Raw genomic sequence first — 24,635 nt, 5'->3', positions numbered from 1 at the left:
TGCTGCGTTACAGAAAGCGAAACGCCGGCGGCTGACAGAGTGCTTCTGTAGTAACAGTACAGCGTTACTAAGAAGTGAGCGAATTCTAGTTCACATGTTTTGACCGGCAATGAGGAGAAACCCTGGTTCGGACGACAAGGGTCTGCGGAACGACTGGAAACACTTCCACCTGCACGCGCGACGCATCGTAGGATTCGTTAAACATCACGTTATTTCAATGAGTTACAGATGGTATGTCCGGTTTGTGCGGTGCGCAGGTGTCAGATGCGCGCCGGCCACTCTCCCGTGCATCCGCGAGCCGGTTGGCCCATCCTGTCACCGTCGTTTTTGAGCACGAGCGTGCAGTAGTAGATCCGTCGAATGGTGTTAGTTTCAGTAGCGCGTTACACGCTACAATGACCGGACCAACCGATCGAACCGAGGCGTGAGATGGAGTTGCTGCAAGGCGATGGTGCAGGCAATCTGCGAGAACAGGTTGTCGAACGTGTGCGCTCGGAAATCGTCTCGGGGCGCACGCCTCCAGGCAGCGTGTATTCGGTGCCGGGTCTCGCGACTGAACTGGGCGTGTCCACCACGCCCGTGCGCGAGGCGTTGCTCGAACTGGCGCGCAGCGGCCTGCTCGTGGCCATGCGCAACCGCGGGTTCCGTGTCGAGCGGCTGTCTCTGGAAGCGCTCGAGAATCTCTTCACGATGCGCGAACTGCTCGAACGCTTCGCGCTCGAGACACTCGCGCGTCAAGGTCTGAAGGATCGCAATCCACTCGTCAAACTCGCGGACGACGTCGCGCACGCAGTCGAAGCGGGCGACGTCCCGGCCTACGTCGCGATCGATCGCGCCTTCCACGCGGCAATGGTCGGACAAGTCGGCAACCCGTTGCTGACGAAGATGGTGCTGCAGTTACGCGACGATATGCGGCTCTACGGCATCGACTCCGCCGAAGGTCTCAAACAGCAGAAAGTGGCAGTGCAAGAGCATTACCAGATGATCGAACTCGCCGCGAAAGGAGACGTGCAGCAGATCGGCGATCTGATCAGCCTGCACATTCTCACGTGGAAGCCGCTTTTCAAGGCTGCGCTCGAACGTTTAGCCTGACCTCAGCGAAGCATGGCCACAGCCAGTCCCGATTCGGCCATGCCAAACACCACGATCGCGAAGACGCATAGCGCCAGCGGTATGAGCTCTCGTGCACGCGCAACTTTTGCTTTGCTATTGCGCGGCTTCCCGCGTGCACCAGTGGGCATGTTCATCTTCTCAGCTGATGGCATGCCCTGATTGCATCAACGGGCGCCAAGGCGCTCGCTCATCGGCCGATGCGCACGGAGCGGCGGCCTTTCAATGGTGGCACGCGGCTGAACGAACAGCACCCTCTCGATCGCGACTCTGTCCACCTTGCCCTGCTCAGTGAGCGGTATCGCGCCAGCCTCCGACAACCTGACCGCGTTTGCCACCAGATCGCCGAACGCCGCGTTCAGGGTACGCGTGCATCGCGCGACATCCACTCGCTGTCCGGCCCAAGGCTCGACGACTGCATTCCATGCATGCTCGCCATCCTGGGTATTCGCCGCGAATGCCACGGCATAACGCACATCGGGCAGCCGACACAGAATATCTTCGATATGCACGGGACCGATGGTGCGCTGATCAATTTCCGCGACGTCGGATGAACGGCCAATCACATGAAGATAACCGCCATCGTCGATCAAGCCGATATCGCCCGTCAGGCACCAGCCGTCCTTGAACTTCTGCACGCTTTCGGAGGCCTGATTCCGGTATCCGTGCGCCACGGCAGCGGACCGGACCTCGATGCTGCCGGGGTGCCCGTTGGCCGCGAGCGTACCGTCCACGCAGCGCAAACGCACCTCGACACCAGGCCGGATGCGCCCGGCGCTGTCCAGACGCGCTGGGTTTGTCGCATAGTCGGGTGGCGGCAGTACGCTGACGAGTCCCGCTTCGCTTGCGCCATACATATGCGCGAGCACCGGGCCGAGACGCCTGGCCGCGCGTTGCCGCAGGGCCGCGGGCGCGGAGCCGCCGACATGCGCAATACAGCGCAGCGACGACAGATCGCGACGGCTGACGTCCGGATGATCCATCATCTCGAAGAGTTGAGGCTCGACGAGAAAAACATCCGTGATGCGTTCAGACTCGATCATCGCGAGCGTTGCCGGCGCACTGTACTCCCGTTCGAGCACGACACTCCCGCCGCAGATCAAGGTCGTATCGACCAGCACTTGCGACAGGTACGCGAGCGGACCATTGATGAGTTGACGCCGCTTCCCGTCGCGCGCCGACACCACCATCGCGGAATACGCGGCAAACGAGCGGCGACTCGCTTTCGGCACGCCCGTCGTGCCGCCTGAGGAAACGATCACCGCGAGCTCGTGCGGCATGGCCCGGCTTTCGAGCGGTTGGTCCGACTGCACGCTGGCGAACCTGTCGAGATGCACCCATGGGCTCTCGTAGCCGACGGAAACGATACGCTGATCGACTGCATCGCGAACCAGATGGGCGGTCTCCGGAAACACAACGAGAAGCGTCGGCCTGATTCGCGCGAGCAGGATCGCGCGGCTTTCGGCACTCGCCAGCGCAGGCAGGAACATGGTGGCCGCGCCGAGCAGGTTCGCCGCATAACGAACAGCGAGCGCATCGGGGCGATTCGGCGCATGGAGCGCGACCACCGCGCCCCGGCCTATGCCGAGTGCGCCGAGTGCCCGCGCATAGCGGTAAATCGCGCTGCGCAACTCGCCTCTCGTGACGTCTTTTCCCTGATAGCGGATGACGGGTTCATAGGCGCGCGTTTTCAGTTCGCTCAGTAATGCATCGACATACGGGCGATAGATCGTTTCTGCATTGGCTTCCATGTCGTTCTCCTGAGATGACGTCCCGGATCCGGGCTCTGTTGAGAACATGTTGCCTTTGCAGAGTGAGACAGGAATTAGCGAACCGGGAAAGACGGATGCGACGCGGCGGATAATTTTCTGCTCACACGCTACGTCTAGCATTCGCGTGGTTCACAGGAGACAACCATGACAGGCATTACCGGGATCGATCATGTCGCCATCACCGTAGACGATCTGATGTCCACCTTCGCGTTCTATCGCGACCTGTTCGGCGCCGAGGTTGTCGCCGAACATACTGTGGACGCAAACGTGCTCGTGCGACAGGTCGCGTCAGGCGGCGCCGTGCTGAGCATTCATCAGCGTGGCAATAACGTGAAGCTCGTCGCCGAACACCCGACGCCCGGCGCCGCGGATATCTGCTTTCGATGGGGCGGCACGATCGGCGAAGCACTCGATCTTTTGAAATCGAAGAACATTGCCGTTCTCGAAGGTCCGACGCCTCGAAAGACGGCAGACGGGAAGCCGGGTCACTCGATCTTCTTCAAGGACCCGGACGGCAATCTTCTGGAATTGATGGCGGCCGACTGAAACCCGGACACTAGCCCAGAATCGGATGCGACGTGCCGGGAATCGGCCAGCCCCGGTTGTCGGTCGGCACGAGCTGGGTCTGAAACGCGACGAACAGCGCCTGAAAGCGCCCGTCCACCTCCACCATCACCGCGCCGTCCTGGAACGTGCCGTTCTCCGACGAATGATCCCTAACACGGCTGCCCGGCTGCGGCTTCGGATTGCCCTGATTCATATGCGTTTCGTGCAAGCCGTCGTGCTCCGGCTCGAACAGGAAGCCGAAGCCGTACACGGTGACGTTCTTCGTGGGCTTCCAGCCGCGCCGCATGTCGTTACCGCTCTTGCCCGGATACAGATAGTCGACGGGCGCCGCCGACATATCCAGTTGCAGCATGTCGTTGACGAGCGCGTTGATGTCGTTGTGCGCATTCGCCGTATCGAGCGTGATGGGTCGCATGGTCGACAGATCGACGAGACGCGGATCATGCACGTAGTCGAGCTTCGGAAACCCGGTCTGCGTCAGGCCAGGTGGCAGCTTCGCGAGATCGGCCACCATCGGGTGATCGAAGTACTGGCTCCACGAATACAGCACGTGATAGCCGGCGGGCCCCGTGAGCGAACTGTCCGATTTCACATTCGTGACGATCCTGAATTCGCCGCCCGCCGGATCATCGACGACGATCACATAATGTGGATCGCCCTTGTAGCCGTCGAGAAAAGGCACGCCGAGCTTCAGCGCGCCTTTGAACACGACATAGACGTTCTGTTGCGGCATATCGCGCTCCGTCGAAGGCCCAGGGCCGATTGCAGCCGTCGACTTACAGCAGCGCGATCACCCGCACATCGCCCTGCTCCGCCGACGCCACGACCTTGCCCGCCACGCGCCGGAACGTGATCGACACCGACGCGTCGCCGACGCGCAGATCGCCGATCTCGATCCAGTCGATGCCTTCGGGCAACATCGGCTGCTCGATCAGCACTTCGCGCTTTTGCGCGTCGATCGTCATGCCCAGACACGCTTCGAGCATCATGAACGGCGAGCCGGCCGCCCATGCCTGCGGCAGACACGCGACGGGGTACGCAGTGGGCGGTTCGCCGCGACGGCGCGGGAAGCCGCAGAACAGCTCGGGCAGACGCATGTCGAAGTTGACGGCCGCCTGGAAGAGCGCCTGCAGCAGACGCACGGCGGCCGCCTTCGCGCCGTAGCGCGCGAGACCGCGCGCACAGAGCGCGTTGTCATGCGGCCAGACCGAGCCGTTGTGATACGCCATCGGATTGAAGCGCGGCTGGCCCGCCGCCAGCGTGCGCACGCCCCAGCCCGTGTGGAAGAGCGTCGATTCGAGCGCGCGTGCGACGGCGACGCCGCGTTCGCGCGAAGGCAGCCCAAACGCGAGCAGATGGCCCGCGTTCGATGCCATCACGCGGCACAGGTCGCCTTTGCCGTCGAGCGCGATGCCGTAAAAGTTCGAATCGTCCATCCAGTACTTGTCTTCGACGCACGCGCGAATCGCCGTGGCGCGCTGCGTGTAGCGCACCGCGTCGTCGGACTGGCCGCGCAGCATCGAGAACTGCGCCATCGTGTCGAAGGCGGCGCTCGCGTAGGCCTGCACCTCGACGAGCGCGATCGGCCCTTCGGGGAAGCGTCCGTCCGCGTGGAAGACGGAGTCGTGACTGTCCTTCCAGCCCTGGTTCGCAAGACCGCCGTCGGATGCGCGCTGATAATCGAGCAGCCCGTAGATATTGCGGTCGCACACGCCCGACACCCACTTCGCCGCGCGTTCGAGCGCAGGCCACAGCTCATCGACTAGTTGCGTGTCACCCGTGCGCGCCACGTACGCGCCCGCGAGCACGATGAAGAGCGGCGTCGTATCGACACCGCCGTAATACAGCGCGAACGGCACCTCGCCCGTCGCCGCCATTTCGCTGCGGCGCATTTCGTGCATGATCTTGCCGACGGCGGCATCGCGGAACGCGGAATCTTCCGTCGCCTGATGCTCGGCGAGAAAGCGCAGCACGCCGCGCGCAAGGCCGGGTTGGAGCCACAACATCTGCAGCGACGTGATGACCGCGTCGCGCCCGAACGGCGTCGAGAACCACGGAATGCCTGCATACGGATACGGCCCGCTGGCGAGATCCGTCGTCAGCAGATTCAGGTCCGCCTGCGAGCGGTCGATCCACGCATTGAACAGCGGGTTGCTCGAACGCACGCGCGCCGACGCGCGGCGCCGCTCGCGCATCACCAGGTGGGCATCGACGAGCGCCGCGCGCACGGCCGTGCGGCCCACGCGCGGCCGCGCCGCGTCGACCTGCGAGACGTGCAGCTCCGTGACGGTATGCGTCGATTGCGCCACGTGGACGTCTGGTTCGCCCTTGTGCGCCGCGACCTGCACGGCCACTGACAGATAAATCGACACGCAAGCCTGCGCCGGCAGGTTCACCGAATAATCGGCGCGGTCGGCAAGCAGCTTGTCGGGCATCGGCGAGAATGCGACGCGCACGTGGCGCGCCACGTCGTCGAGGCCGATGTAGCCGAGCAGCACTTCGTTCTTGTGCACGCGCGGCGTTTCGACCTTGCCCTGCTTTGCGCGCTTCAGGCCGCGCACTTCGAACATGTCGCGGAAGTCGCTGGCAAACGAAATGGACAGCGGCACGACGGCGTCCGTCGTGCCGTAATTGGTGAGTTCGATCGCTTCGTTCATCACCGTGCCCGACAGCACGCGCACACGCTCGACGTGAATCACGCCCTCCGGCGTGCTGTTGCCGCCGAGCGGCGGCAGCGGACGGTTGGTCAGATGCGCGGTGAATGACGTGTTGTCGCTGCTGACGCTGCCCGACAGCAGCGACGGCGCGCGTCCGCCAAAGGTCAGACGCAGCTGCGACAGCACGCGGGTGTCGTTGACGAACAGGCCGTCGTCGTGGCCCGTGACGTCGCCGAGGGGATCGTTGACGATAAACGTGCCGCCGGACTTCAGCACGTGCTGGGTCGCGCTCGCGACATTCAGGTTTTCAGGCGCGATGAACGCGCCGTCGTTCTCCTCGCCGCGATAGTCCACGCCGCCCTGATGGGACAACCCGCCGAGTGCTTCTGGATCCTGCATCAGCTTGCTCCTGTGCTAGTGGTGCTGGTGGCTTCGTTTCGGTGATTGTAGAAGGTTCGTGCCGTTACGACAGCGGATAGTGCCGCAGGTGCCACGATTCTTTGTGATTTTTTTCTTCGAAATGTCACAATGCGGTTGCATGGCACGGGTCGTGCTGTCGGCTTTCTGAATGCTTCCGCTTTGCCAGTGCGTGCTGCACTGGAGTACCGCCAAAGGCGGCTCGGACATTGAACGAATTGCTTCGCCATCCTGTGGAACTGCAACGCGTTTGTCGTTTTGCTGGCATTCGCGTGACGGTGTTTGTGTTTGCGCTTTCGCTGGCATCCGCGTTTTGCCTTCGTGCTTCACGCGTCGCCCCTGTGCGGGGCGGCACCTACTTTTCTTTGCCGCCGTGTACAGACTGGAGACATCGTTGACACATGTACAGGGACATCGCTGACACATGATGGTCAGGGTTTGGGCTCCTTCAGGTCAAGTTTTTCGACACGCTGATGGGCGAACCAGAACTCGATCACCCCGTCTTCGTCCTCGCTCGGGCGGGCTGCCACATGCAAGCCCTTGAGCGCAATCGAGAGCTTCAGTTTCTCGCCCCGGAAGCGCACCACGCCGCTTGAGTTGACCAGTAAAACTTCATCGCCGGACTCGTATTCGGGCTCCGGGAGGCGATCGGGCATCCTGCTCAGGCTGCACGCGTAGCGGGTAATCGGCGTGGCCATCCCGAGTGCCTCGTGTGGACGCTCGGTGTTGTACACCTGCCGCCAGCGATCCAGTGCCTGCTGCACGTGCTCGTGCGTGTTGAAGGCGTGCCGCTGCAGCACTTCGGCCTTCAGCGAGCGGTGAAACCGTTCGTCCTTGCCATTGGTCTGCGGGTGATACGGCCTGCTGTAGCTCACATGGATACCCAGCCGGATCAGCCAGACGGCGAGCTCGGTGAGCTGTCCCGGCGCGCTGGGCGAACCCCACGGCGCGCCGTTGTCGGTGTTGATACGCGAGGGTAGCCCGTAGCAGCGGAACGCCTGCTCGAGCGCTTCCTGCACGACCTGCGTGGTGGTGCGCGAGCAGGCGCTCAGCACGATGTTGTAGCGCGAGTGATCGTCGATGACCGTCAGCGGCGCGCAGCGCCCGCTCTCCAGGGTCGGGAAGTCGCCCTTGAAGTCCATCTGCCACAACGAGTTCGGATGCTCATGCTCGAAGCGTTGCCAGTGCTGGCGCTGTCGCGACGCGTGTTCGTCGATCAGCCCGTGGCGCCGCAGGATCTCGGTGATGGTGGCAGGCGCGGGCACCTCGGTCTGGCCCAGATCGCGCAGGCGCTGTGCGATCTTGCGTCCGCCCCAGCCGTGCTGGCAGCGCAGGTCCAGCACCAGCGCTTCGATGTGCTCCGGTGAGCGTGTGGGGCTGTGATGCGGGCGGCGGGAGCGGTCGGCCAGTCCGTCGACGCCTTCGCTCTTATGGCGTCCAAGCCACTTGTAGCCCGTCTGACGGGTGATCTTGTATTTGCGGCACAACTCGCTGAACGGCACCGCCTGCGTGACGGCATCGCGCACGAAGTCTTCGCGGAGATTCATGGTGTCTTTTGCATCCCAGGGCATGGTTGGAATCCGGGCGTTTGATTACCCGAAAGTGTCAGTCATGTCCCTGTACACCTGTCAGCTATGTCTCCAGTCTGTACACCGCCGCAAAGAAAAGTAGGCAAAAGAAAGCGGCTAACACCGCCAACATTTCTTCCTGCCTGAGGGCCCCCAAAGGGTCCTATGCCTCACACGGCAACATCCTTGTCTGCGTGCGTTGCCAACGCGCTGAATGAGCGCCTCACCCGCTTCGAATACCCGTACATGGGCTCACGGCAGCGAACGGTTAGTGCCGCCCAGGTGGCAAACTGTGTGTAGGTTGTCGCGGCGTACACGTTTGTGCTCTTACAACGTGGAACGCGTGCGCTATCGGGACCGAAGTGAGGCGTGTGTGGCGCTACGGCCTACACACAGTTTGCCACCTGGGCGGCGGTGGACTATCTGGCACGGCATGCTGCAACGTGGGTGCCTGAAGCGGGTGAGGCGTCAATTCAAAGCGTTGGCAACAAACATGAGTCACGTGGTTGCCGTATGAAGCGTGGGACCAGTTGGGGGCCCTCAGGCAGGAAGAAGATCTAGCGGTGTTAGCCGCTTTCTTTTGCCTACTTTTCTTTGCGGCGGCAAAGAAAAGTAGGTGCCGCCCCTCACAGGGGCAACGCGTGAAGCACGAAGACAAAGCGCGGATGCCAGCGCAAACGCAGGCCGCGCATTCCAGCGCAAACGCAAGCCGCGCATGCCAGCACAAACCCAAATCAGCCCCCCCGTCGCAGACGAAAAAAAAGGCGCCACTTCCCTCATGCGGAAGCAGCGCCTGCGCTTTCAGCCGATACCGCGGATAGCGGCATTCAAAAGCGAGCCTTAATAACGAACAACCCTCACCGCTGCGCGATCGGCTTCGCGTCCCGCGCCGTCTCGCCAACGAACAATTGCCGCGGACGCCCAATCTTCTGCTCAGGATCGGCGATCATTTCATTCCATTGCGCGATCCAGCCCACGGTACGTGCGAGCGAGAAAATGCAGGTGAACATCGCGGTCGGAATGCCCAGCGCACGCTGCACGATACCCGAGTAAAAGTCGACGTTCGGATACAGCTTGCGCGAAACGAAGTATTCATCTTCCAACGCGATCTTTTCCAGCGCCATCGCGAGCTTGAACAGCGGGTCGTCGTGCAGACCCAGTTCGTTCAGCACTTCATGGCAAGTCTCGCGCATCAGCTTCGCGCGCGGATCGTAGTTCTTGTACACGCGGTGACCGAAACCCATCAGCTTCACACCCGAGTTCTTGTCCTTCACCTGCTCGATGAACTTCGGAATGTTGTCGACGGAACCGATCTCTTCCAGCATGTTCAGCGCCGCTTCGTTCGCGCCGCCGTGCGCCGGGCCCCACAGACACGCGATCCCCGCCGCGATACACGCAAACGGATTCGCACCCGACGAACCCGCCAGACGCACCGTCGAAGTCGACGCATTCTGCTCGTGGTCCGCATGCAGGATCAGAATGCGGTCCAGCGCGCGCACCAGCACTTCGTTGACCTTGTACTCCTCGGCCGGGGTCGAGAACATCATGTGCATGAAATTCGCGCTGTACGACAGATCGTTGCGCGGATACACGAACGGCTGGCCGATCGAGTACTTGTACGCCATCGCGACGAGCGTCGGCAGCTTGGCGATCATGCGGATCGCGGACACGTCGCGGTGCGTCGGGTCGGAGATATCGAGCGAGTCGTGATAGAACGCCGACAGTGCACCGACTGCGGCGACGAGAATCGCCATCGGGTGTGCGTCGCGACGGAAGCCACGGAAGAAAAAGTGCATCTGCTCATGCACCATCGTGTGCTTCGTGACGGTATCTTCGAACTCCGTCTTCTGCTGCAACGTGGGCAGTTCGCCTTTCAGCAGCAGATAGCACGTTTCGAGAAAGTCCGCGTTTTGCGCGAGGTTATCGATCGGATAGCCGCGATACAGCAGCTCGCCCTTGTCGCCATCGATATACGTGATAGCCGAATTGCACGCCGCCGTCGACATGAAGCCCGGATCGTAGGTGAATTTGCCCGTTTGTCCGTACAGCTTGCGAATGTCGATCACATCCGGACCCAACGATCCTTTATAAACCGGCAGTTCGATCTTTTCGTCGCTATCGGAAAACGACAGCGTGGCTTTAGTCGTTGATACGTTCATCAGTGATTCCTTTCGACATTGCATTGCTCTGAACACGCGAGGCCGGATGTGCGGCGCCTCACGCGCACATCGAACAACAAACGTGCGCGCCGGCTAGTACGCGTTTTGCCGCACCCGGCAGCCGTCAGCATTTTAAGGCGCGCATGGCGTTTCATTGCATCCCTCGTGCGCAACAATCCATCTCGCACCAAGCAATACTCGACCAGCCGACAAGGCTTTGCATCGACAGACAAATGAAAGTAAGCGCACCCGCAGCAACAATGTTTTGCTTCACGCAGGACGCCAAACGCAATCGCGTCTGAGATACTGAACCTGTGTTTAGCTTCCCCTGCAAACACAATGCTGTCTTGGACCCGCCGTTGAAACGGCGGGTCTTTTTTAGAGTCAGACACAGGAATAACCACAATGAACATGAACCTCGACACGCTCTTTCCCGCGACCGAAGAAGCCGAAGACACCGTTGTCACGGCGCTGAACCACCAGGACATCGTGTTGGCGATGTCGGCCGCACTCGCCTCGGAAAAGGTCGCCGTGCTGCACATGCTGTATCCGCGCACGGACGCGCGCACGCATCGCAGCCTCGACGAACTGGTCGACCGTCTGCATGGACATGGTCTGCATCAGGTCGCGCGGCTCGTTTCGCAGGAAGCGCACTATCTCGTGTTCAAGGAACCTGCCAAGGCGTGGAAGGCGTTCAACGAAATCCGCCACGACTCGCTCGCGATCGGCGTACATCTGTACTACTGCGGCCTGATCGGTGAAGGCGCCGAGCGCGCGCTCGACATCGACGCGCACGCCAAAGACTGACGCTTTAAAAGAAGCTCAACGCGTGCCTTGAATGAACGCGTCGACGAAACGGTTGAAGGCGGCAGGATGCGCGAGGTTCATGCCATGCGATGCGCCCATCACCGTTTCGCGCCGCGCGTCCGGCAGCCATGACGCGAGCGTCTCGGCCGCGCGCCGGAACATCAGCGGACTCTTCTCGCCGTCGATCAGCAGCACAGGACACTTCAAGTCATTCGCGCTGTCAGGCGTATAAGCCGGCAACGGATCGCGGAACTGGCGCGCGAGCGTATGCGCGTTGTCCGTCGCCATGCGCCGGAAGCCCGGCGTGCTCTTCGCCCAGAAACCCGGGCGGCTCACGGAATCGACGAACAGTTGCAGGCCCGCGTCGACCTGTCCTTCTTCGATTAGTTGCGCGGCACGCGCACGCAGCGCATTGACCGTCTCCGGCAAACTCGCCGGCGCGCGTCCCGCAATCTGCAACGGCCCGCCGGGATCGGCGAGCGTCAGCGTCTTCACATGCTGAGCATGACGCCGCGCGAAGTGATACGCGACACAGCCGCCGCGCGAATGACCCACGACATGCGCAGGCCTCGCGCCGAAGCGCTCGATGAACTGCGCGACTTCATCCGCATGATTGCTCCAGCTGAACGGGATCGCGATGGGCGTTTCAACAGCGGGCCAGTAATGCGTGAGGCTCACGGCCACGCATCGAAAACGCTTCGACAGACCCGCGAGTTGCGGCTCCCAATAGCGGTAGTCGCACAGCGAACCATGCACGAAAAGCAGCAGTTCGCCGTCGCCCTGTTCGACATAAGGCATGCGCAAGCCGTTGGGCAATTCGATGGAAAGCGTGGACGAAGCGGAAGTCTGATTCACTGAAAGAGGCAAATGAAAAGGCGCGCATTATCCATGATATGCGCGCCGTAAAAGCCTCATTGTCACATGACGCCCGAACTCACGCGCGCCACAGAAAGCGCGCTGTAAGCAATGTCAAACGATTGCGTCAGTCGTACGCGCCCATATCGAGCAGGCCTGCGCTCGCCGCCGCACCGGCACCGCGCACGGCACACGTGAGCGGCTCGTCGGCGACGCGCACGTCCAGACCCAGTTCATTGCTGAAATAGCGCGCAAGATTGCCGAGCAGCGCGCCGCCGCCCGTCAGCACGATGCCTGCGTCCGCGATATCGGTGACGAGTTCGGGCGGCGCGTTTTCCAGCGCGGCCTTCACGGCGACCAGCACCTGGCGCAGCGGCGCGGCGATGGCGTCGACCACATCCTGCGTCGACAGCTCGACCGTGCGCGGCAGGCCGTCGTCGACGCCGCGTCCCGTCGCGCGCATCGTATCCGGCGGCACGACGGCAAGCGCCGAGCCGATGGTCTTCTTCACATGCTCGGCCGTCTGCTCGCCGAGCAGCACGCCGAAGTTGTTGCGCACGTGCTTGATGATGGCGGCATCCAGCTGATCGCCGCCGACGCGAATCGAGCCGTTGTACGCCGTGCCGCCCAGCGCGATCACGCCGATTTCCGTCGTGCCGCCGCCGATATCGACGACCATCGAGCCCGTCGCCGACGACACCGGCAAGCCCGCGCCAACGGCCGACGCGAGCGATTCATCGATCAGGTTCACCTTCCACGCACCCGCCGCAGCCGCCGCCTCGCGGATCGCGCGGCGCTCCACCTGGGTCGCGCCGGCCGGCACGCAGATCGTGAACGCGGCGCGCCGCGCGAAGAACGGACGCGGACGGGCCATATCGACGAATTGCCGGATCATGTGCTCGGCGGCGGAGAAATTGGCGATCACGCCGTGGCGCATCGGCCGCACCGCTTCGAGGTTGAGGGGCACGCGGCCGAGCATCTGCTTGGCCTCGCTGCCGACCAGCGCGACGCGCTTGCGTCCCGCCGACTCCTGCTTGTCGAAGCACACCACGGACGGCTCGTTGAGCACAATGCCGCCGTCATCGGTATAGATCAGCGTATTGGCAGTGCCGAGATCGACCGCCACGGACGAGCGGAAAAGGCGTCCAAAAAGCGATGACTGCGCATTCGATCTGGCCATGTTCAGGCTCTTTTGAAAGAAGTGAGCTGCGTTGTAAGCAGCGAAAACGTCAAACGTACGGCGCAGCGATGCTGCGCGTGCGTTCCTCGGAAACTTTTTCCGGCTATTGATCGCATATCGGCAGATGCCCGGCGAACTTTAGGAGGATGAATTCGAAAACGTCTTACGGCCGCTTACACGCGGCCGTTTCGACGTATCAAGAAGAGGATTGGAATGCGAAGGACTTAGCCGCGGGCGAGCGGCGCAAGCGCGCGCACGAGGGCCTCGCGGCCCAGTGCGACGCCTTCACCGGAAATCGTGTGGCCGACGCCCGGCAGTGCGAACGCTTCGACGTCGAAGCCCGCGTCGTGCAGCGAGATTGCGGCACGTTCGGTTTCGTCGACGGAGATCACCGCGTCGTCTTCGCCGTGGATCAGCGTGACGGGCGTGGTGCTCTTCGCGGTGACGGGCGACGCGAGCCGCCCCGAAAACGCGACCACCACGGCCGCGCCTTGCGGATTCGTCGCCACGTGATGCAGCGACATCATCGAGCCCTGGGAGAAGCCCACTAGCGCGAGCTGGCCGTAGCTGAGGGCCTGATGCGCGAGCTCAGCGTCGAGCATCTTGTGCAGCGCGGGCCAGGCAGCCGCGACCCGTCCCGTACGGTTCTGCTCGTCGACTTCGCGCAGGCTGAACCACTGACGCCCGCCGAAGCCGCCGTCGAACGGCTCGCTGCCGTCGAGCGACGTGAAGGCAGTTTGCGGCAGCGCTTCGCGCCAGATGTCCGCGAGCGGCACGAGGTCCTGAGCATTGCTGCCGACGCCATGCAGCAGCACGACCAGCGAAGTCGCGGGTCCCGCGGCGGGTGCGAGCCGCCAGCCGTTGTCGAATTGTTCCCAGGCCATCGCCATCATCCTTTCGTATTGCGCGGCGCGCACCGCGGGCATTGCGCCGCTGCCAAGTCACGCATCGTACGCGCAGGCGGGAGCATACGACGCGTCCCGTATTTTTGCGTGGATTTCACGCAAAACGTCTGCGGCGCCCAACACCTGATATCGACGCGCGACACGGCACTGGACAACGCATTTCTGATTCGCTCTCCGCCTGCGCCTGAGCGCCTGGCCGATGCCGTTCGGCGCTTGCGACTATCATCGCCATGTTGCGCCGCGCGACGATTCCCGGCAACGCAGGTCGCGCGACACCTTTTCACCGACGGAGACCCGCTTGAGCGAACCGAAACAACCCGACGCGTCGTCCGCCCCTTCGAAGCCCGCCGGGCCGCCGGGCCCGCCCGCTCAGCCGCCGCTGCAAGGCGGCCAGCTGGTGCTCGCGACCTTCGCCGTCGCGCTTGCCACGTTCATGAACGTGCTGGACACCTCGATCGCCAACGTTGCGATTCCAACCATCTCGGGCAACCTCGGTGTATCCGTCGATGAAGGCACGTGGGTCATCACCGTGTTCGCTGCATCGAATGCCGTATCGATTCCGCTGACGGGCTGGTTCACGCAGCGCTTCGGCCAGATCAAGCTGTTCGTCGGCGCGATTCTCGGCTTCGTGATTGCATCGTGGCTGTGCGGCGTCGCGCCGTCGCTGCCCATTCTGCTGTTCGCGCGCGTGTTGCAGGGCGTGGTCGCGGGTCCGCTGATTCCGCTGTCGCAAGCCATTCTGCTCAGCTCATGGCCGAAGGCAAAATCGTCGACGGCGCTCGCGCTATGGGCGATGACGGCGACCGTCGGCCCGATCGCGGGCCCGGCGCTCGGCGGCTGGATCACGGATAGTTACTCGTGGTCGTGGATCTTCTACATCAACATTCCCGTCGGCATTTTCGCGGCGGGCGCCACGTGGATGATCTACCGCACGCGCGAAACGCCGACCCGCAAGCTGCCCATCGACGTCGTCGGCCTCGGCCTGCTGGTCACGTGGGTCGCGTCGCTGCAAATCATGCTCGACAAGGGCAAGGATCTCGACTGGTTCGGCTCGCCGGTGATCGTCGCGCTCGCGGTCACGGCCGTTATCAGCTTCGCGTTCTTCCTGATCTGGGAGCTGACGGAACCGAACCCGATCGTCGATCTGAGGCTCTTCAAGCAGCGCAACTTCCTCGGCGGGACGATCGCGATTTCGGTCGCGTACGGCGTGTTCTTCGGCAACCTCGTGCTGTTGCCGCAATGGATGCAGGAGTATCTGAACTACCGTTCCGTCGACGCCGGCCTCGTGACCGCGCCGCTCGGCATCTTCGCGGTGATCCTCGCGCCCGTGATGGGCCGTGTGCTGCCGCGCTCGGACGCGCGCATCATCGCGACGCTCGCCTTCGTCGGTTTCGCCATCGTGTTCTTCATGCGCTCGAACTACGTGGTAGAGATCGACACGTGGCATCTGGTGCTGCCCACATTGCTGCAAGGCATTCCGATGGCGATGTTCTTCGTGCCGCTGACCGCCATCATTCTGTCGGGGCAGCCCGGCCCGAAGATTCCGGCGGCGGCCGGCCTGTCGAACTTCGTGCGTGTGTTCTGCGGCGCGGTGGGCACGTCGATCGCGGGTACGGCATGGAACAGCCGCACGGTCCTGCATCACGAGCGCCTGACCGAACAGGCCAACGCGAACAACCCCGTCTTCGCGCAACAGATGGACAACACGCAGACGCTGCTGCACGTCAGCCCTTCGACGTCGAATGCGCTGTTCGATTTCACCGTGAACACGCAGGCCGCGATGATGGGACTCAACGATATTTTCTATGCGTCGGCGATCATCTTCGTGCTGATCATTCCGCTCATCTGGATCACGCGCCCCTCGCGCGGCGGCGGTGGCGCGGATGCGTCGGGCGCGCATTGATCTCGCCGTCAGGAACAGCCGCTTAAGGCTCAGCGGAAAAAGCGCGCGGGCGTCTCGCCCAGCGCGTCCTTGAACACCGCGATAAACGACGACACGTCGCTATAGCCGACCTCGAGCGCCACCTGCGTGACGCTCGCGCCCGCGCCAAGCCGCATCAACGCCGTCAACAGCCGTAGTTGCTGACGCCACTGGCCGAACGTCAGCCCCGTTTCCTTCATGAAGAGGCGCGCCGCCGTGCGCGCGGTGATCGACGCCTGCTCGGCGAAATCGTCGAGCACGCCGGCGCGCGCCGGATCGGCGGCGAGCGCATCGGCGATATGCCGCGCGCGCAGATCGCGCGGATACACCAGCGACAGCGCCACTTCCGTCAGCCGTGGCAGGCGGTCGGCGATCACATCCAGCAGGCGAAGCTGTTCGGCATCGGCGGGTGCGGTCGCGTCGAATTCCGACGCTGCGCCGAGCAATTCGTCCGTCAGGCCATTCACGGCCACCACGCAGCAGCGCGCTGGCACGAGCAGCGCGTCCTCGACGGCGTACAGGATGCGCAGCACGACGGGTGTCGCCGACGACATCCTGTGCAACACGCCCGGCAGCATCCAGACAGCGTGATGCGACGGCGCGACCCACAGCCCGTTTTCCGTATGGACTGCCAGCACGCCTTCCGCGACCTGCACGAACTGCGCACGGCGCATGCTCTGCCACGGCTGATCGAGCGCGTCGTGGCGCACGCCCAGCACGAAAGCCGAACGCGCGACAGAATCGGGATCGAGGGAAGCAGCACTCATTGGACGTGTCCGTTTAGCCCTGTTGGGGACCGAAACCAATCAAGACTAGCATGCAGACGGTTTGCATGCTTCATCGCCGTGCAACGCCGCGATCGGTCGAACAAATTATGGAAATACATCAAAGTCTGCGGGGAAAAACGCTCAAAAGACTCTCCTCACCGTTGCGATCGCAAGCATGAAATGGAGAAGGTCGCACTGGGATCACTGGCCGACCAGCTGCCCGCCATGCTGACACACAGTCTGCAGGACCAGCTCTCGCGACTTCGGGTGCTCGACGAGCAGATCGCACGGATTGAACAACGCATTCTCGACTGGCGGCGCAACGACGATGCATGCCGCCGCATCTCGGAGATTCCCGGCGTCGGTGTGCTCACCGCGACTGCGGCGGTGTCGGTGATCGGACAGGCAAAGACGTTCCGCTCGGGGCGAGAGTTTGCCGCCTATCTGGGCCTGGTGCCACGACAGAACGGTTCTGGGGGCAAGGTGAAGCTTGGCGGCATCAGCAAACGCGGTGACGTGTATTTGCGCACGCTGCTGATCCACGGTGCCCGATCCGTCATCTCAGCGGCAAAGCATCTGCCGGAACGACTGCGTGCCCTGTTGACTCGACGTCCCACGAACGTCGTCGCTGTCGCGCTGGCCAACAAGATGGCGCGAACGATCTGGGCACTGCTGGCGTATGGGCGAACGTATCAGGCAGCACCCGCGCAGTGACCCTCACGCGTCAAGGCAAATAACCATCCACGGTTGCACAGGTGAATTGAACGATGGCAAGACAGGTTGGACCGCGCAAAGGCAAGCCTGAGACATTTCTCGGATCTCGAGTCCGCCAATTAGATTAGGACCTTTGCGGCGAAATCCATCGGGGCCGGCGGGCATGCCCGCGATCGAGTCCGGATAGAAGTCCGCAACCACCCTCCTCGCCACGCACAATTGCCTTGCAAATGGGAGGGGACCATATAAGAAATGTCGTGTTTTAGCGCCGGACATCCGCTCTGGGAGCCGGCGATGAATGCGACTGGGACGATCACGATGACGATGCGCGAGGTGGACCGGTTCAAGGTGGTTCGAGACGAATCGCGCGTTGCATCCGGTGTCGGATAAGCGCCTGACGACTTCAACGGGGCTATTCGTCAGCGACCGGTGCCGAACAACTGGACCACCACGCCACGTAGCCAGCGATTCCCCGCTTCGTGGTGATATCTGGCGTGCCAGTGCTGCCGGACAGCGAAACCGTCCATGGGGACCGGGCAAGGATGGACCGCCAAGTCATTGACTTTCGCAAGTGTCTCGCCGATGTGGCGAGGTAGCGTCGCGATCAGGTCCGTACTTTTGATGATTGCCCCCAGGCCAAGAAAGCCTGGCAACTCCAGCATGACCTCACGATCGATATTCGCACGCACCAAAGCCTGCTCAAGCAGCTGCGCGCCCGTTCCCGCCGTAATCGCGACATGTCCTTCCACGCGGTATTGCTTCAATCCGAGTTTGGCGCCGAGCCTGGGGTGATGGTGATTCACCAGACATACCCAGTCCTGCGTGTATAGCTGCTGCTGGTAAATACCACCGCCAAGCCAGGGTATGTGGCCGATCGCGAGGTCGGCCTCGCCCGATTCCAGCGCCCGCTCGGTATTGCCGTCGATCCTGGCCGCTTCAAGACGGATTCCCGGCGCTTGCGCACGTACGTGTGCCAACATTCGAGGAAGGAGCGTGATGTGGCTCGCGTCGGTCATGCAAATACGGAAGCGTCGCTTTGCGGTGGCGGGATCAAACACAATTTCCCACGCAGCGAACCGACGAAGTGATTCGAGAATTTCCCTGCATGGACCGATCAACGCATCCGCTTGTGGTGTGGGCGCCATGCCACCCGGTGTCCTGATAAACAGCGGGTCCTGCAAATGCTCGCGCAGGCGTCCCAACCAGATGCTGACCGTCGGCTGACTCTGCCCAAGCTGCTCGGCTACGCGAGTGACGCTGCGCACGTCGTAGAGGAGATCGAACAACTGGAGCAACTTGAGGTCGGGAAGCTCGTCTGAGTTCATAGTACTATTTTGCTACGCAATGACGCTATTGTAATCATTGCATTGTGGGAATGGACGCTGGCTTGTATCGTGGGCACTACGTCGACGAGCGACGATTGAGAATCACGATTCCGGGTCACAGCACGTCATGAAAAATCTTCCACCTTTGCGGGGGAGCACGCACCCTGCGATTCCCCGGCGTCCGGCATGGAGCCTGATCTGATGAGACGTCAGCTCGTGAGCAGACCGGGAATAACAAAGGCGTCGAATTGACACGCCTGCCCGCTATTCCGATGACGGCTGAAGCCGGGGTCGCGCTGATGGTCGCCACGACGGCAACGTTCGCCGGGAGCGATTCCGTCGTCAAGGCCATCGGGATGGCTGTACCGCTCGTTGCCCTGCTTCTCGGACGTTACAGTTTCCAGGTGGTCGCCCTGGGCGTCTGGCAGGCACGGCGTGGCGCCCAGCATTTTCGCGACGCCGGTGTGTTGAAACTGCAACTCCTGCGCGCTCTGCTCCTCCTTCTCAATTCAGCCTGCACATTTGCGGGCTTGCGCTACCTGCCGTTGCCCGTCACCACATCGCTCGCGATGTTGGCGCCATTGATTTCGACGATGCTTGCCGCGACCCTGCTTAACGAGAACGTATCGAAAAGCAAATGGTCGATGGTCGTTCTGGGCTTTGTCGGGATGCTGATCGTCGTGCGGCCGGGCAGCGGCGAATTCAGCTGGACAGTCGCTTTTCCTATCGGCGCCGCAACCACCTTCGCATGCTTTCAGGTTGTGTCCAGCAAGCTGTCAACCGCCGGTGACCCGATCACCACCAATTTCATTACTGCACTGGTTGCCAGCATTGTGCTTGCCGCATTGCTGTGGGTCGATCAGGCGGGCCTGCTGCCTGAAATCCGCAAGGTGACGATCGGCAGTTGGTGCCTGCTTCTCGTGATGGCGACGCTCGCAACCTTTGGCCATCTGCTGATGCTGCAGGCATTGCGCAGAACGCCGCTGGCCGTGCTCACTCCGTTCGGCTACGCACAACTGGCTTTCGCAACGCTTTTCAGCTGGGCGTTCTTCGGCAAGGTCCCCGACATATGGACTGCCTTGGGGATGATCGTCATCGCCCTGAGCGGAATGGGCACCGTGTTGCTACACGCGCGGGGCCGGCTTCGATAGACATCAGCGAACGAGCCGTGCCTCTCCCGGCGTGGCTGTGCGCCGTTCGACAAACATCAGGTAACCGTCCATATTGCCTATGGCAATGACGTCATTGCGTCCATTGCATTGCCGACATGAACATCGAATCGTATCTTGATCTCCATATCAAGGAGACGGCAGTGAAGATTGCGATTCTGGGTGCGGGTGCTCTGGGCTGTGCCATCGGCGCGGCGCTGACGGAAGGCGGCAACGAGGTGTGGTTGCTGAACCGCTCGGCGACACATGTGGAGGCCATGCGGCGCGACGGTCTGCTCGTAGACGATGCGAATGGCTCGCGTCGTGTGGAAGTAAAAGCCACGACGCGCGCCGCCGAGGTGGGCGCCGTCGATCTGGTGGTCGTGCTGGTCAAGTCATTTCATACCGATGCGGCGATGCGTGGCGCCCTGGCGCTCATCGGACCCGACACGCTGGTCCTGTCGTTGCAGAACGGCCTCGGGCACGAAGATGTGCTGGCGGACGTCGTGGGTCGCGGACGCGTGCTGGCCGGCAAGACCTATGTCGGCGGCGTGATGCGCAATCCGGGGCACATCGAGTCCGGCGTCGCTGGCAAGGCGACTTATATCGGCGAACTCGGCGGCGAGATCACTTCCCGCGTGATGGCGATCGCTGAAACCTTCAACGCCGCCGGGCTGGCCACCACCGTCAGCGACAACATCGTCGGCACGATGTGGGACAAGTTGCTCGTCAATGTCGCAACCGGCGCGCTGACGGGCACCACTGGCCTCACCTACGGCCAACTCTACGATGAGCCGCTTCTGAAGACGGCTGCGCTCGCGGCAGTCGCCGAAGCGATCGCAGTCGCTCACGCCGCTGGCGTAACGCTTTCCACCACTGATCCTGAACGCCCGTGGATCCTCGCTGGCGAAGGCCTTTCCTCCGCCTTCAAGACCTCGATGCTGCAAAGCCTCGAAAAAGGCTCCATCACTGAAATCGACTTTATCAACGGCGCGGTCGTGCGCTGGGGACAACGGCACGGCGTGCCGACGCCCGTCAACGCGACGCTGGTCGCCTGCATCAAGGGCATCGAGCGCGCCATGACCGACCGACAACATAAGGAGACAAACGCATGAACGGCAGCAAGGCCTATCTCGAGCATGTCGCCATCTGGGTGAAGGACATCCACTGGCACATCCGCTTTTTCGAAGACGTGCTCGGCATGACGATGCGTGAAGTCGACGGCACCGTCGAGGAACCACGGCAGTACTGGACGCTCGGCGGTCTGCAATTCATCCATAACCCGCAGCATGATGCGCCCGAAGGCCGCCTCGGCCACCTGGGCGTGATGTGCGAAGACATGGAAGCGGCGCTCGCCGCCGCGCAACGCTATGACGTCAGCGAGATGCCACAGGGACGCAACTGGTTGCGCCTGCCGGACGGCCTCGCCGTCGAACTGATTCAGGCCAAGCCCGCTTCGTGCGTGGCGCGGGCACTGGACATCAACCCGCGTGCGGAGGTTTGAGATGACGCTCATCGATAAGTACTGGGACGATGCCAACGAGGGCGACGTGTGCGTGAGCCCGACCTACACCGTTACCAAGGAACGCATTCTCGCCTACGCCGACCTCACCGGCGATCACACGCCGGTGCATGTGGACGAAGAATATGCGAACGCGAGCCACTTCGGCTCGATCGTCGCGCACGGTCTGTTTGGCCTGTCTATCGCCGATGGGCTCAAGACCCAGAGCGAATACCGCTTCCTGCCTGGCATGTCGCTTGGGTGGACGTGGGACTTCAACCTGCCGATCAAGGTCAACGACGTGCTGCACGTGAAGTTCCGCGTGGGCACGATGCGCGCGAGCAAGAGCCGTCCCGGCTGGGGCATCGTCGTACTGCCGTCCGAACTGATCAATCAGGACGGCCTTGTCGTCCAGCATGGCGAGCATCGTCTGATGGTGCCGCGCCGACCGGGAGCATTCTGATGCAAGCGCGTCCTCTCGAAGGTATCCGCGTCGTCGACTACAGCCATTTTCTGGCCGGTCCGTATGTCGGGCGTTGTCTCGCGGCACTGGGTGCCGAAGTTATCAAGGTCGAGCGTCCAGGCGGCGACGCCGGACGTCAGCACGCAACCGTGCTCGACGACGAGCAGAGCGGCTATTTCCTGCAACTGAACATGGGCAAGCGCGGCGTCAGCGTCAACATGCGCGACGCGCGCGGCAAGGAGTTTATGCAGCGGCTGTGTGACTCGGCGGACGTGTTCGTCGAGAACTACCGGCCGGGTGCATTGAACAAACTCGGGCTGGGCTATGACGAACTGTCCGCGCGCAATCCGGGCCTCGTCTACTGCTCGATCTCGGCCTACGGCCACACAGGACCCGATGCGCACCGCGCAGGTTTCGGCCTGATTGCCGAAGCGAAGAGCGGGATCATGCAGATGATCGGTACCCCCGGTGAACCGCCGCCATTGATGCGCATCTCGCTGGGCGACATGTACACGGGCATTCACGCGGTAGCGGCGATCAATGCCGCATTGCTTGGCCGCGTGAAGAGCGGGCGCGGGCAACACATTGATATGGCGCTGTACGACACGCTGGTGTCGATGCACGAATACGCCGTCCAGTGCTACACGATGCAAGGCATCCTGCCGGAGCAGACGGGCCATGATATGCCCACGTCGACGCTCTATGGCGTGTTCCGCGCCGCCGACGGCGACCTCGTGATCGCGGCTCAAGTGGACGACGCCTGGAAGCGCTTCGCGGCTCTGATCGAGGCGCATGGCGGACCGGACGGTTTTGGCACCGACACACGCTTTCACACCCTCGCGGGACGCAACGCGAACCGGTTGGACATTCTGTCCGTCGTAAAGCCCTGGGTGGCAAGCCGACCGGTTGCGCAGGTGCTTGAACTGCTCGATGGTATCGATGTGCCGTGCGCGAAGGTGCAGCGTATCGATGAGGTACTTGCCGATCCGCAGATCGTCGCGCGCGGCATGGTGGTCGAGCAGGAGCACCCGCGCTACGGGAAATTGCGTCTGCCGAATCTGCCCTTCCGCTTCTCGGACTGCGACACGACGATCCGCGAAGTCGCGCCCGATCTCGGTCAGCACAACGCGGAAGTGGCGCAATCGCTGGGCTTCGGTGCTGCCGAAATCGACGCGATGCAGACCGAAGGTGTGTTGTATTCAAAGGTGAGGCCACGATGACTGACCAATACGCGGTGATCGGCAATCCGATCGGCCATACGAAATCCCCGTTAATCCACGGTCTCTTTGCAGAAGAAACGCGGCAGGACATGTCCTATACGGCGATCGAAGGTCCGCTGGAGCCGCAAGACGCGTTCGCTGCAACCGTGCGCGCGTTCATCGCAGCGGGCGGCAAAGGCATGAACGTGACCGCGCCGTTCAAGCTGAAAGCGTTCGCTATGGCCGACGAGCGCAGCGAGCGCGCCGAACTGGCAGGCGCCGCTAACGCACTGAGCTTTAAGGACGGACGGATCATCGCTGAGAACTTCGACGGCGTCGGCCTGCTGCGCGACATCGAGGTCAATCTGAACTTGCCGATGGCCGGCAAGCGCGTGCTAGTCCTCGGCGCGGGTGGCGCAGTGCGTGGCGCATTGCTGCCCTTCCTTGCCGCGCGACCCGCGGAACTGGTCGTCGCCAATCGGGACATCGCGAAGGTTCGGGCGCTGGTCGACCGGGTCACCACGAGCGGGCCGCTTGCCGCCTGCGGCTACGCCAATCTCGAGGCGATGGGACAGTTCGACCTCGTGGTCAACGCGACGTCGGCCAGCTTGACGGGCGAACTCCCACCCGTTCCACCGAGCGTTTTCAGCCCGACCGGCGCGGCCTATGAACTGGCCTACGGCAAGCGGCTGACGCCGTTCCTGAGACTCGCGCGCAATGCGGGTGTGCTGCGTGTCGCGGACGGTGTCGGCATGCTGGTGGAGCAGGCAGCAGAAGCGTTCGCGTGGTGGCGCGGCGTGCGGCCTCAGACCCGCGCCGTGATCGACCGGCTCACGGTGCCGCTCGACTGAGAATGCAATGGAGTGACGAGTGAAAACGATCCTGATGCTTCACGGTATCAACCACAATATGTTTGGCAAGCGCGACCCGGTGCAGTACGGAACAATCACGCTGGCCGAAATCGATGCTCGGCTGCAGGCTCTCGGCGTCGAGCTTGGCGTGCAGGTGGAATCGTTCCAGACGAATAGTGAAGGGGCAATGTGCGAGCGCATTCACCGCGCTTTCGAGGAGCGCTGTGACGCCGTGCTGATCAACGCCGGGGCGTGGACACACTACAGCTACGGGATACGCGATGCGCTGGCTATTCTCACCTGCCCCGTCGTGGAATTGCATATGTCCAACATTCACGCCCGGGAATCGTTCCGACATCACTCGGTATTCGCGGAGATCGTCGATGGGCAAATCTGCGGCTTTGGGGTTGAGAGCTATCTGCTCGCCTTGCGAGCCGTCGTCTCTCAGAACAATCACGCGTGAAGCCGTCGGCGATCTGGCTGCGAGCCAGCGCTGGAATCAGCACGAATTGGTGTTGGTGCGGCCTTCTCCAACGCTCTTCTTTCCCAACTCATATTCGCTGTCGCAGCGGCGGTGCATTAGAACGGCCGCTTTCAACATCCGGCGCGAATATTCGATCGCACGGTTGGCGTGGACGCCGTCGCTCTCATTTTTCGCAGAGACCTGGACGAGAAATTGATTGTGCTCGCGCCGGAGAGAACTGGAGAGTAAGTCGCAGCACCAGGAGTGCAAGCAACCAGCACACGAA

22 protein-coding genes are annotated in these 24,635 nt (G+C 62.4%); 12 read left to right on the top strand and 10 right to left on the bottom strand.

The features are described from left to right. The first annotated feature begins 429 nt into the window (after window positions 1-429). Window positions 430-1,092 carry a GntR family transcriptional regulator gene (locus tag C2L64_RS23915; protein WP_009770639.1) on the top strand — a complete coding sequence of 221 codons (663 nt, stop codon included), beginning with the start codon at window positions 430-432 and terminating at the stop codon, window positions 1,090-1,092. 185 nt (window positions 1,093-1,277) lie between these two features. On the opposite strand, the gene C2L64_RS23910 is transcribed toward C2L64_RS23915, so the two are convergent. Then, a complete protein-coding gene (locus tag C2L64_RS23910) occupies window positions 1,278-2,861 on the bottom strand; it encodes a class I adenylate-forming enzyme family protein (RefSeq protein WP_103153718.1) in 1,584 nt (527 codons plus the stop codon). Between the two features lie 165 nt (window positions 2,862-3,026). On the opposite strand from C2L64_RS23910, the gene C2L64_RS23905 reads away from it, so the two are divergent. Next, window positions 3,027-3,428: a VOC family protein gene (locus C2L64_RS23905; protein WP_009770637.1), complete on the top strand. Its 402-nt coding sequence runs from the start codon at window positions 3,027-3,029 to the stop codon at window positions 3,426-3,428. A 10-nt stretch (window positions 3,429-3,438) separates the two neighbouring features. Here the strand turns inward: C2L64_RS23905 and C2L64_RS23900 are convergent, their stop codons facing one another. The 4 genes from C2L64_RS23900 to gltA form a co-directional block, all read right to left on the bottom strand. Then, complete coding sequence (locus C2L64_RS23900) at window positions 3,439-4,182, bottom strand: DUF2278 family protein (RefSeq protein ID WP_009770636.1); 744 nt, start codon at window positions 4,180-4,182, stop codon at window positions 3,439-3,441. Window positions 4,183-4,225: 43 nt separating this feature from the next. After that, a complete protein-coding gene (locus C2L64_RS23895) occupies window positions 4,226-6,505 on the bottom strand; it encodes an amylo-alpha-1,6-glucosidase (protein WP_007746427.1) in 2,280 nt (759 codons plus the stop codon). Window positions 6,506-6,954: 449 nt separating this feature from the next. Beyond that, the gene (locus C2L64_RS23890; protein ID WP_103153691.1) at window positions 6,955-8,094 is read right to left on the bottom strand and encodes an IS481 family transposase; all 1,140 of its coding nucleotides are present in this window, start codon (window positions 8,092-8,094) and stop codon (window positions 6,955-6,957) included. An 854-nt stretch (window positions 8,095-8,948) separates the two neighbouring features. Continuing rightward, window positions 8,949-10,250, bottom strand: coding sequence for a citrate synthase (gene gltA / locus C2L64_RS23885; RefSeq protein ID WP_007746525.1), 1,302 nt, complete (start codon window positions 10,248-10,250; stop codon window positions 8,949-8,951). Window positions 10,251-10,655: 405 nt separating this feature from the next. Here gltA and C2L64_RS23880 point away from each other — a divergent pair, with 405 nt between their 5' ends. Then, a complete protein-coding gene (locus C2L64_RS23880) occupies window positions 10,656-11,057 on the top strand; it encodes a hypothetical protein (RefSeq protein WP_007735261.1) in 402 nt (133 codons plus the stop codon). A gap of 15 nt (window positions 11,058-11,072) precedes the next feature. Here the strand turns inward: C2L64_RS23880 and C2L64_RS23875 are convergent, their stop codons facing one another. From C2L64_RS23875 to C2L64_RS23865, 3 genes are all read right to left on the bottom strand, one after another. After that, window positions 11,073-11,855 carry an alpha/beta fold hydrolase gene (locus tag C2L64_RS23875; protein ID WP_103153736.1) on the bottom strand — a complete coding sequence of 261 codons (783 nt, stop codon included), beginning with the start codon at window positions 11,853-11,855 and terminating at the stop codon, window positions 11,073-11,075. A gap of 184 nt (window positions 11,856-12,039) precedes the next feature. After that, complete coding sequence (gene mreB / locus C2L64_RS23870; RefSeq protein ID WP_007735257.1) at window positions 12,040-13,092, bottom strand: rod shape-determining protein; 1,053 nt, start codon at window positions 13,090-13,092, stop codon at window positions 12,040-12,042. Window positions 13,093-13,316: 224 nt separating this feature from the next. Continuing rightward, window positions 13,317-13,976 (bottom strand): alpha/beta hydrolase, encoded by a 660-nt coding sequence (locus C2L64_RS23865; RefSeq protein ID WP_039902044.1) that lies wholly within the window; start codon window positions 13,974-13,976, stop codon window positions 13,317-13,319. A 220-nt stretch (window positions 13,977-14,196) separates the two neighbouring features. On the opposite strand from C2L64_RS23865, the gene C2L64_RS23860 reads away from it, so the two are divergent. Continuing rightward, a complete protein-coding gene (locus C2L64_RS23860; RefSeq protein WP_009769928.1) occupies window positions 14,197-15,900 on the top strand; it encodes a DHA2 family efflux MFS transporter permease subunit in 1,704 nt (567 codons plus the stop codon). 29 nt (window positions 15,901-15,929) lie between these two features. Here the strand turns inward: C2L64_RS23860 and C2L64_RS23855 are convergent, their stop codons facing one another. Then, entirely contained in the window at window positions 15,930-16,685 is a 756-nt protein-coding gene (locus C2L64_RS23855; RefSeq protein ID WP_009769927.1) for a helix-turn-helix transcriptional regulator, read from the bottom strand. Here C2L64_RS23855 and C2L64_RS23850 point away from each other — a divergent pair. After that, window positions 16,620-17,399: an IS110 family RNA-guided transposase gene (locus C2L64_RS23850; RefSeq protein WP_238554829.1), complete on the top strand. Its 780-nt coding sequence runs from the start codon at window positions 16,620-16,622 to the stop codon at window positions 17,397-17,399. The two genes, C2L64_RS23855 and C2L64_RS23850, sit on opposite strands and share 66 nt — an antisense overlap. 419 nt (window positions 17,400-17,818) lie before the next feature. Here C2L64_RS23850 and C2L64_RS23845 read toward each other — a convergent pair whose 3' ends face one another. Continuing rightward, a complete protein-coding gene (locus tag C2L64_RS23845) occupies window positions 17,819-18,724 on the bottom strand; it encodes a LysR family transcriptional regulator (RefSeq protein WP_009769925.1) in 906 nt (301 codons plus the stop codon). A 272-nt stretch (window positions 18,725-18,996) separates the two neighbouring features. Here C2L64_RS23845 and C2L64_RS23840 point away from each other — a divergent pair, with 272 nt between their 5' ends. The 7 genes from C2L64_RS23840 to aroQ all read left to right on the top strand — a co-directional run bounded on the left by C2L64_RS23840 (window position 18,997) and on the right by aroQ (window position 24,349). Continuing rightward, on the top strand, window positions 18,997-19,875 hold the full coding sequence (locus C2L64_RS23840; RefSeq protein ID WP_009769924.1) for a DMT family transporter: 879 nt from the start codon (window positions 18,997-18,999) through the stop codon (window positions 19,873-19,875). A gap of 161 nt (window positions 19,876-20,036) precedes the next feature. Continuing rightward, window positions 20,037-20,987, top strand: a complete 951-nt coding sequence (locus tag C2L64_RS23835; RefSeq protein ID WP_009769923.1) for a ketopantoate reductase family protein — start codon at window positions 20,037-20,039, stop codon at window positions 20,985-20,987. Then, window positions 20,984-21,376, top strand: a complete 393-nt coding sequence (locus C2L64_RS23830) for a VOC family protein (RefSeq protein ID WP_009769922.1) — start codon at window positions 20,984-20,986, stop codon at window positions 21,374-21,376. The genes C2L64_RS23835 and C2L64_RS23830 overlap by 4 nt, the downstream gene beginning before the upstream one ends. Before the next feature lies 1 nt (window position 21,377). Beyond that, entirely contained in the window at window positions 21,378-21,836 is a 459-nt protein-coding gene (locus C2L64_RS23825) for a MaoC family dehydratase (protein ID WP_009769921.1), read from the top strand. Then, the gene (locus tag C2L64_RS23820; RefSeq protein WP_009769920.1) at window positions 21,836-23,056 is read left to right on the top strand and encodes a CaiB/BaiF CoA transferase family protein; all 1,221 of its coding nucleotides are present in this window, start codon (window positions 21,836-21,838) and stop codon (window positions 23,054-23,056) included. The genes C2L64_RS23825 and C2L64_RS23820 overlap by 1 nt, the downstream gene beginning before the upstream one ends. Beyond that, on the top strand, window positions 23,053-23,886 hold the full coding sequence (gene aroE / locus C2L64_RS23815; RefSeq protein ID WP_009769919.1) for a shikimate dehydrogenase: 834 nt from the start codon (window positions 23,053-23,055) through the stop codon (window positions 23,884-23,886). The genes C2L64_RS23820 and aroE overlap by 4 nt, the downstream gene beginning before the upstream one ends. A 19-nt stretch (window positions 23,887-23,905) precedes the next feature. Then, window positions 23,906-24,349: a type II 3-dehydroquinate dehydratase gene (gene aroQ, locus C2L64_RS23810; protein ID WP_007739614.1), complete on the top strand. Its 444-nt coding sequence runs from the start codon at window positions 23,906-23,908 to the stop codon at window positions 24,347-24,349. Window positions 24,350-24,635 lie beyond the last annotated feature (286 nt).

Source organism: Paraburkholderia hospita (assembly GCF_002902965.1).
In the GTDB taxonomy this organism is placed as follows: Bacteria; Pseudomonadota; Gammaproteobacteria; order Burkholderiales; family Burkholderiaceae; genus Paraburkholderia; species Paraburkholderia hospita.
This window is presented reverse-complemented; position numbering and strand designations above follow the sequence as displayed.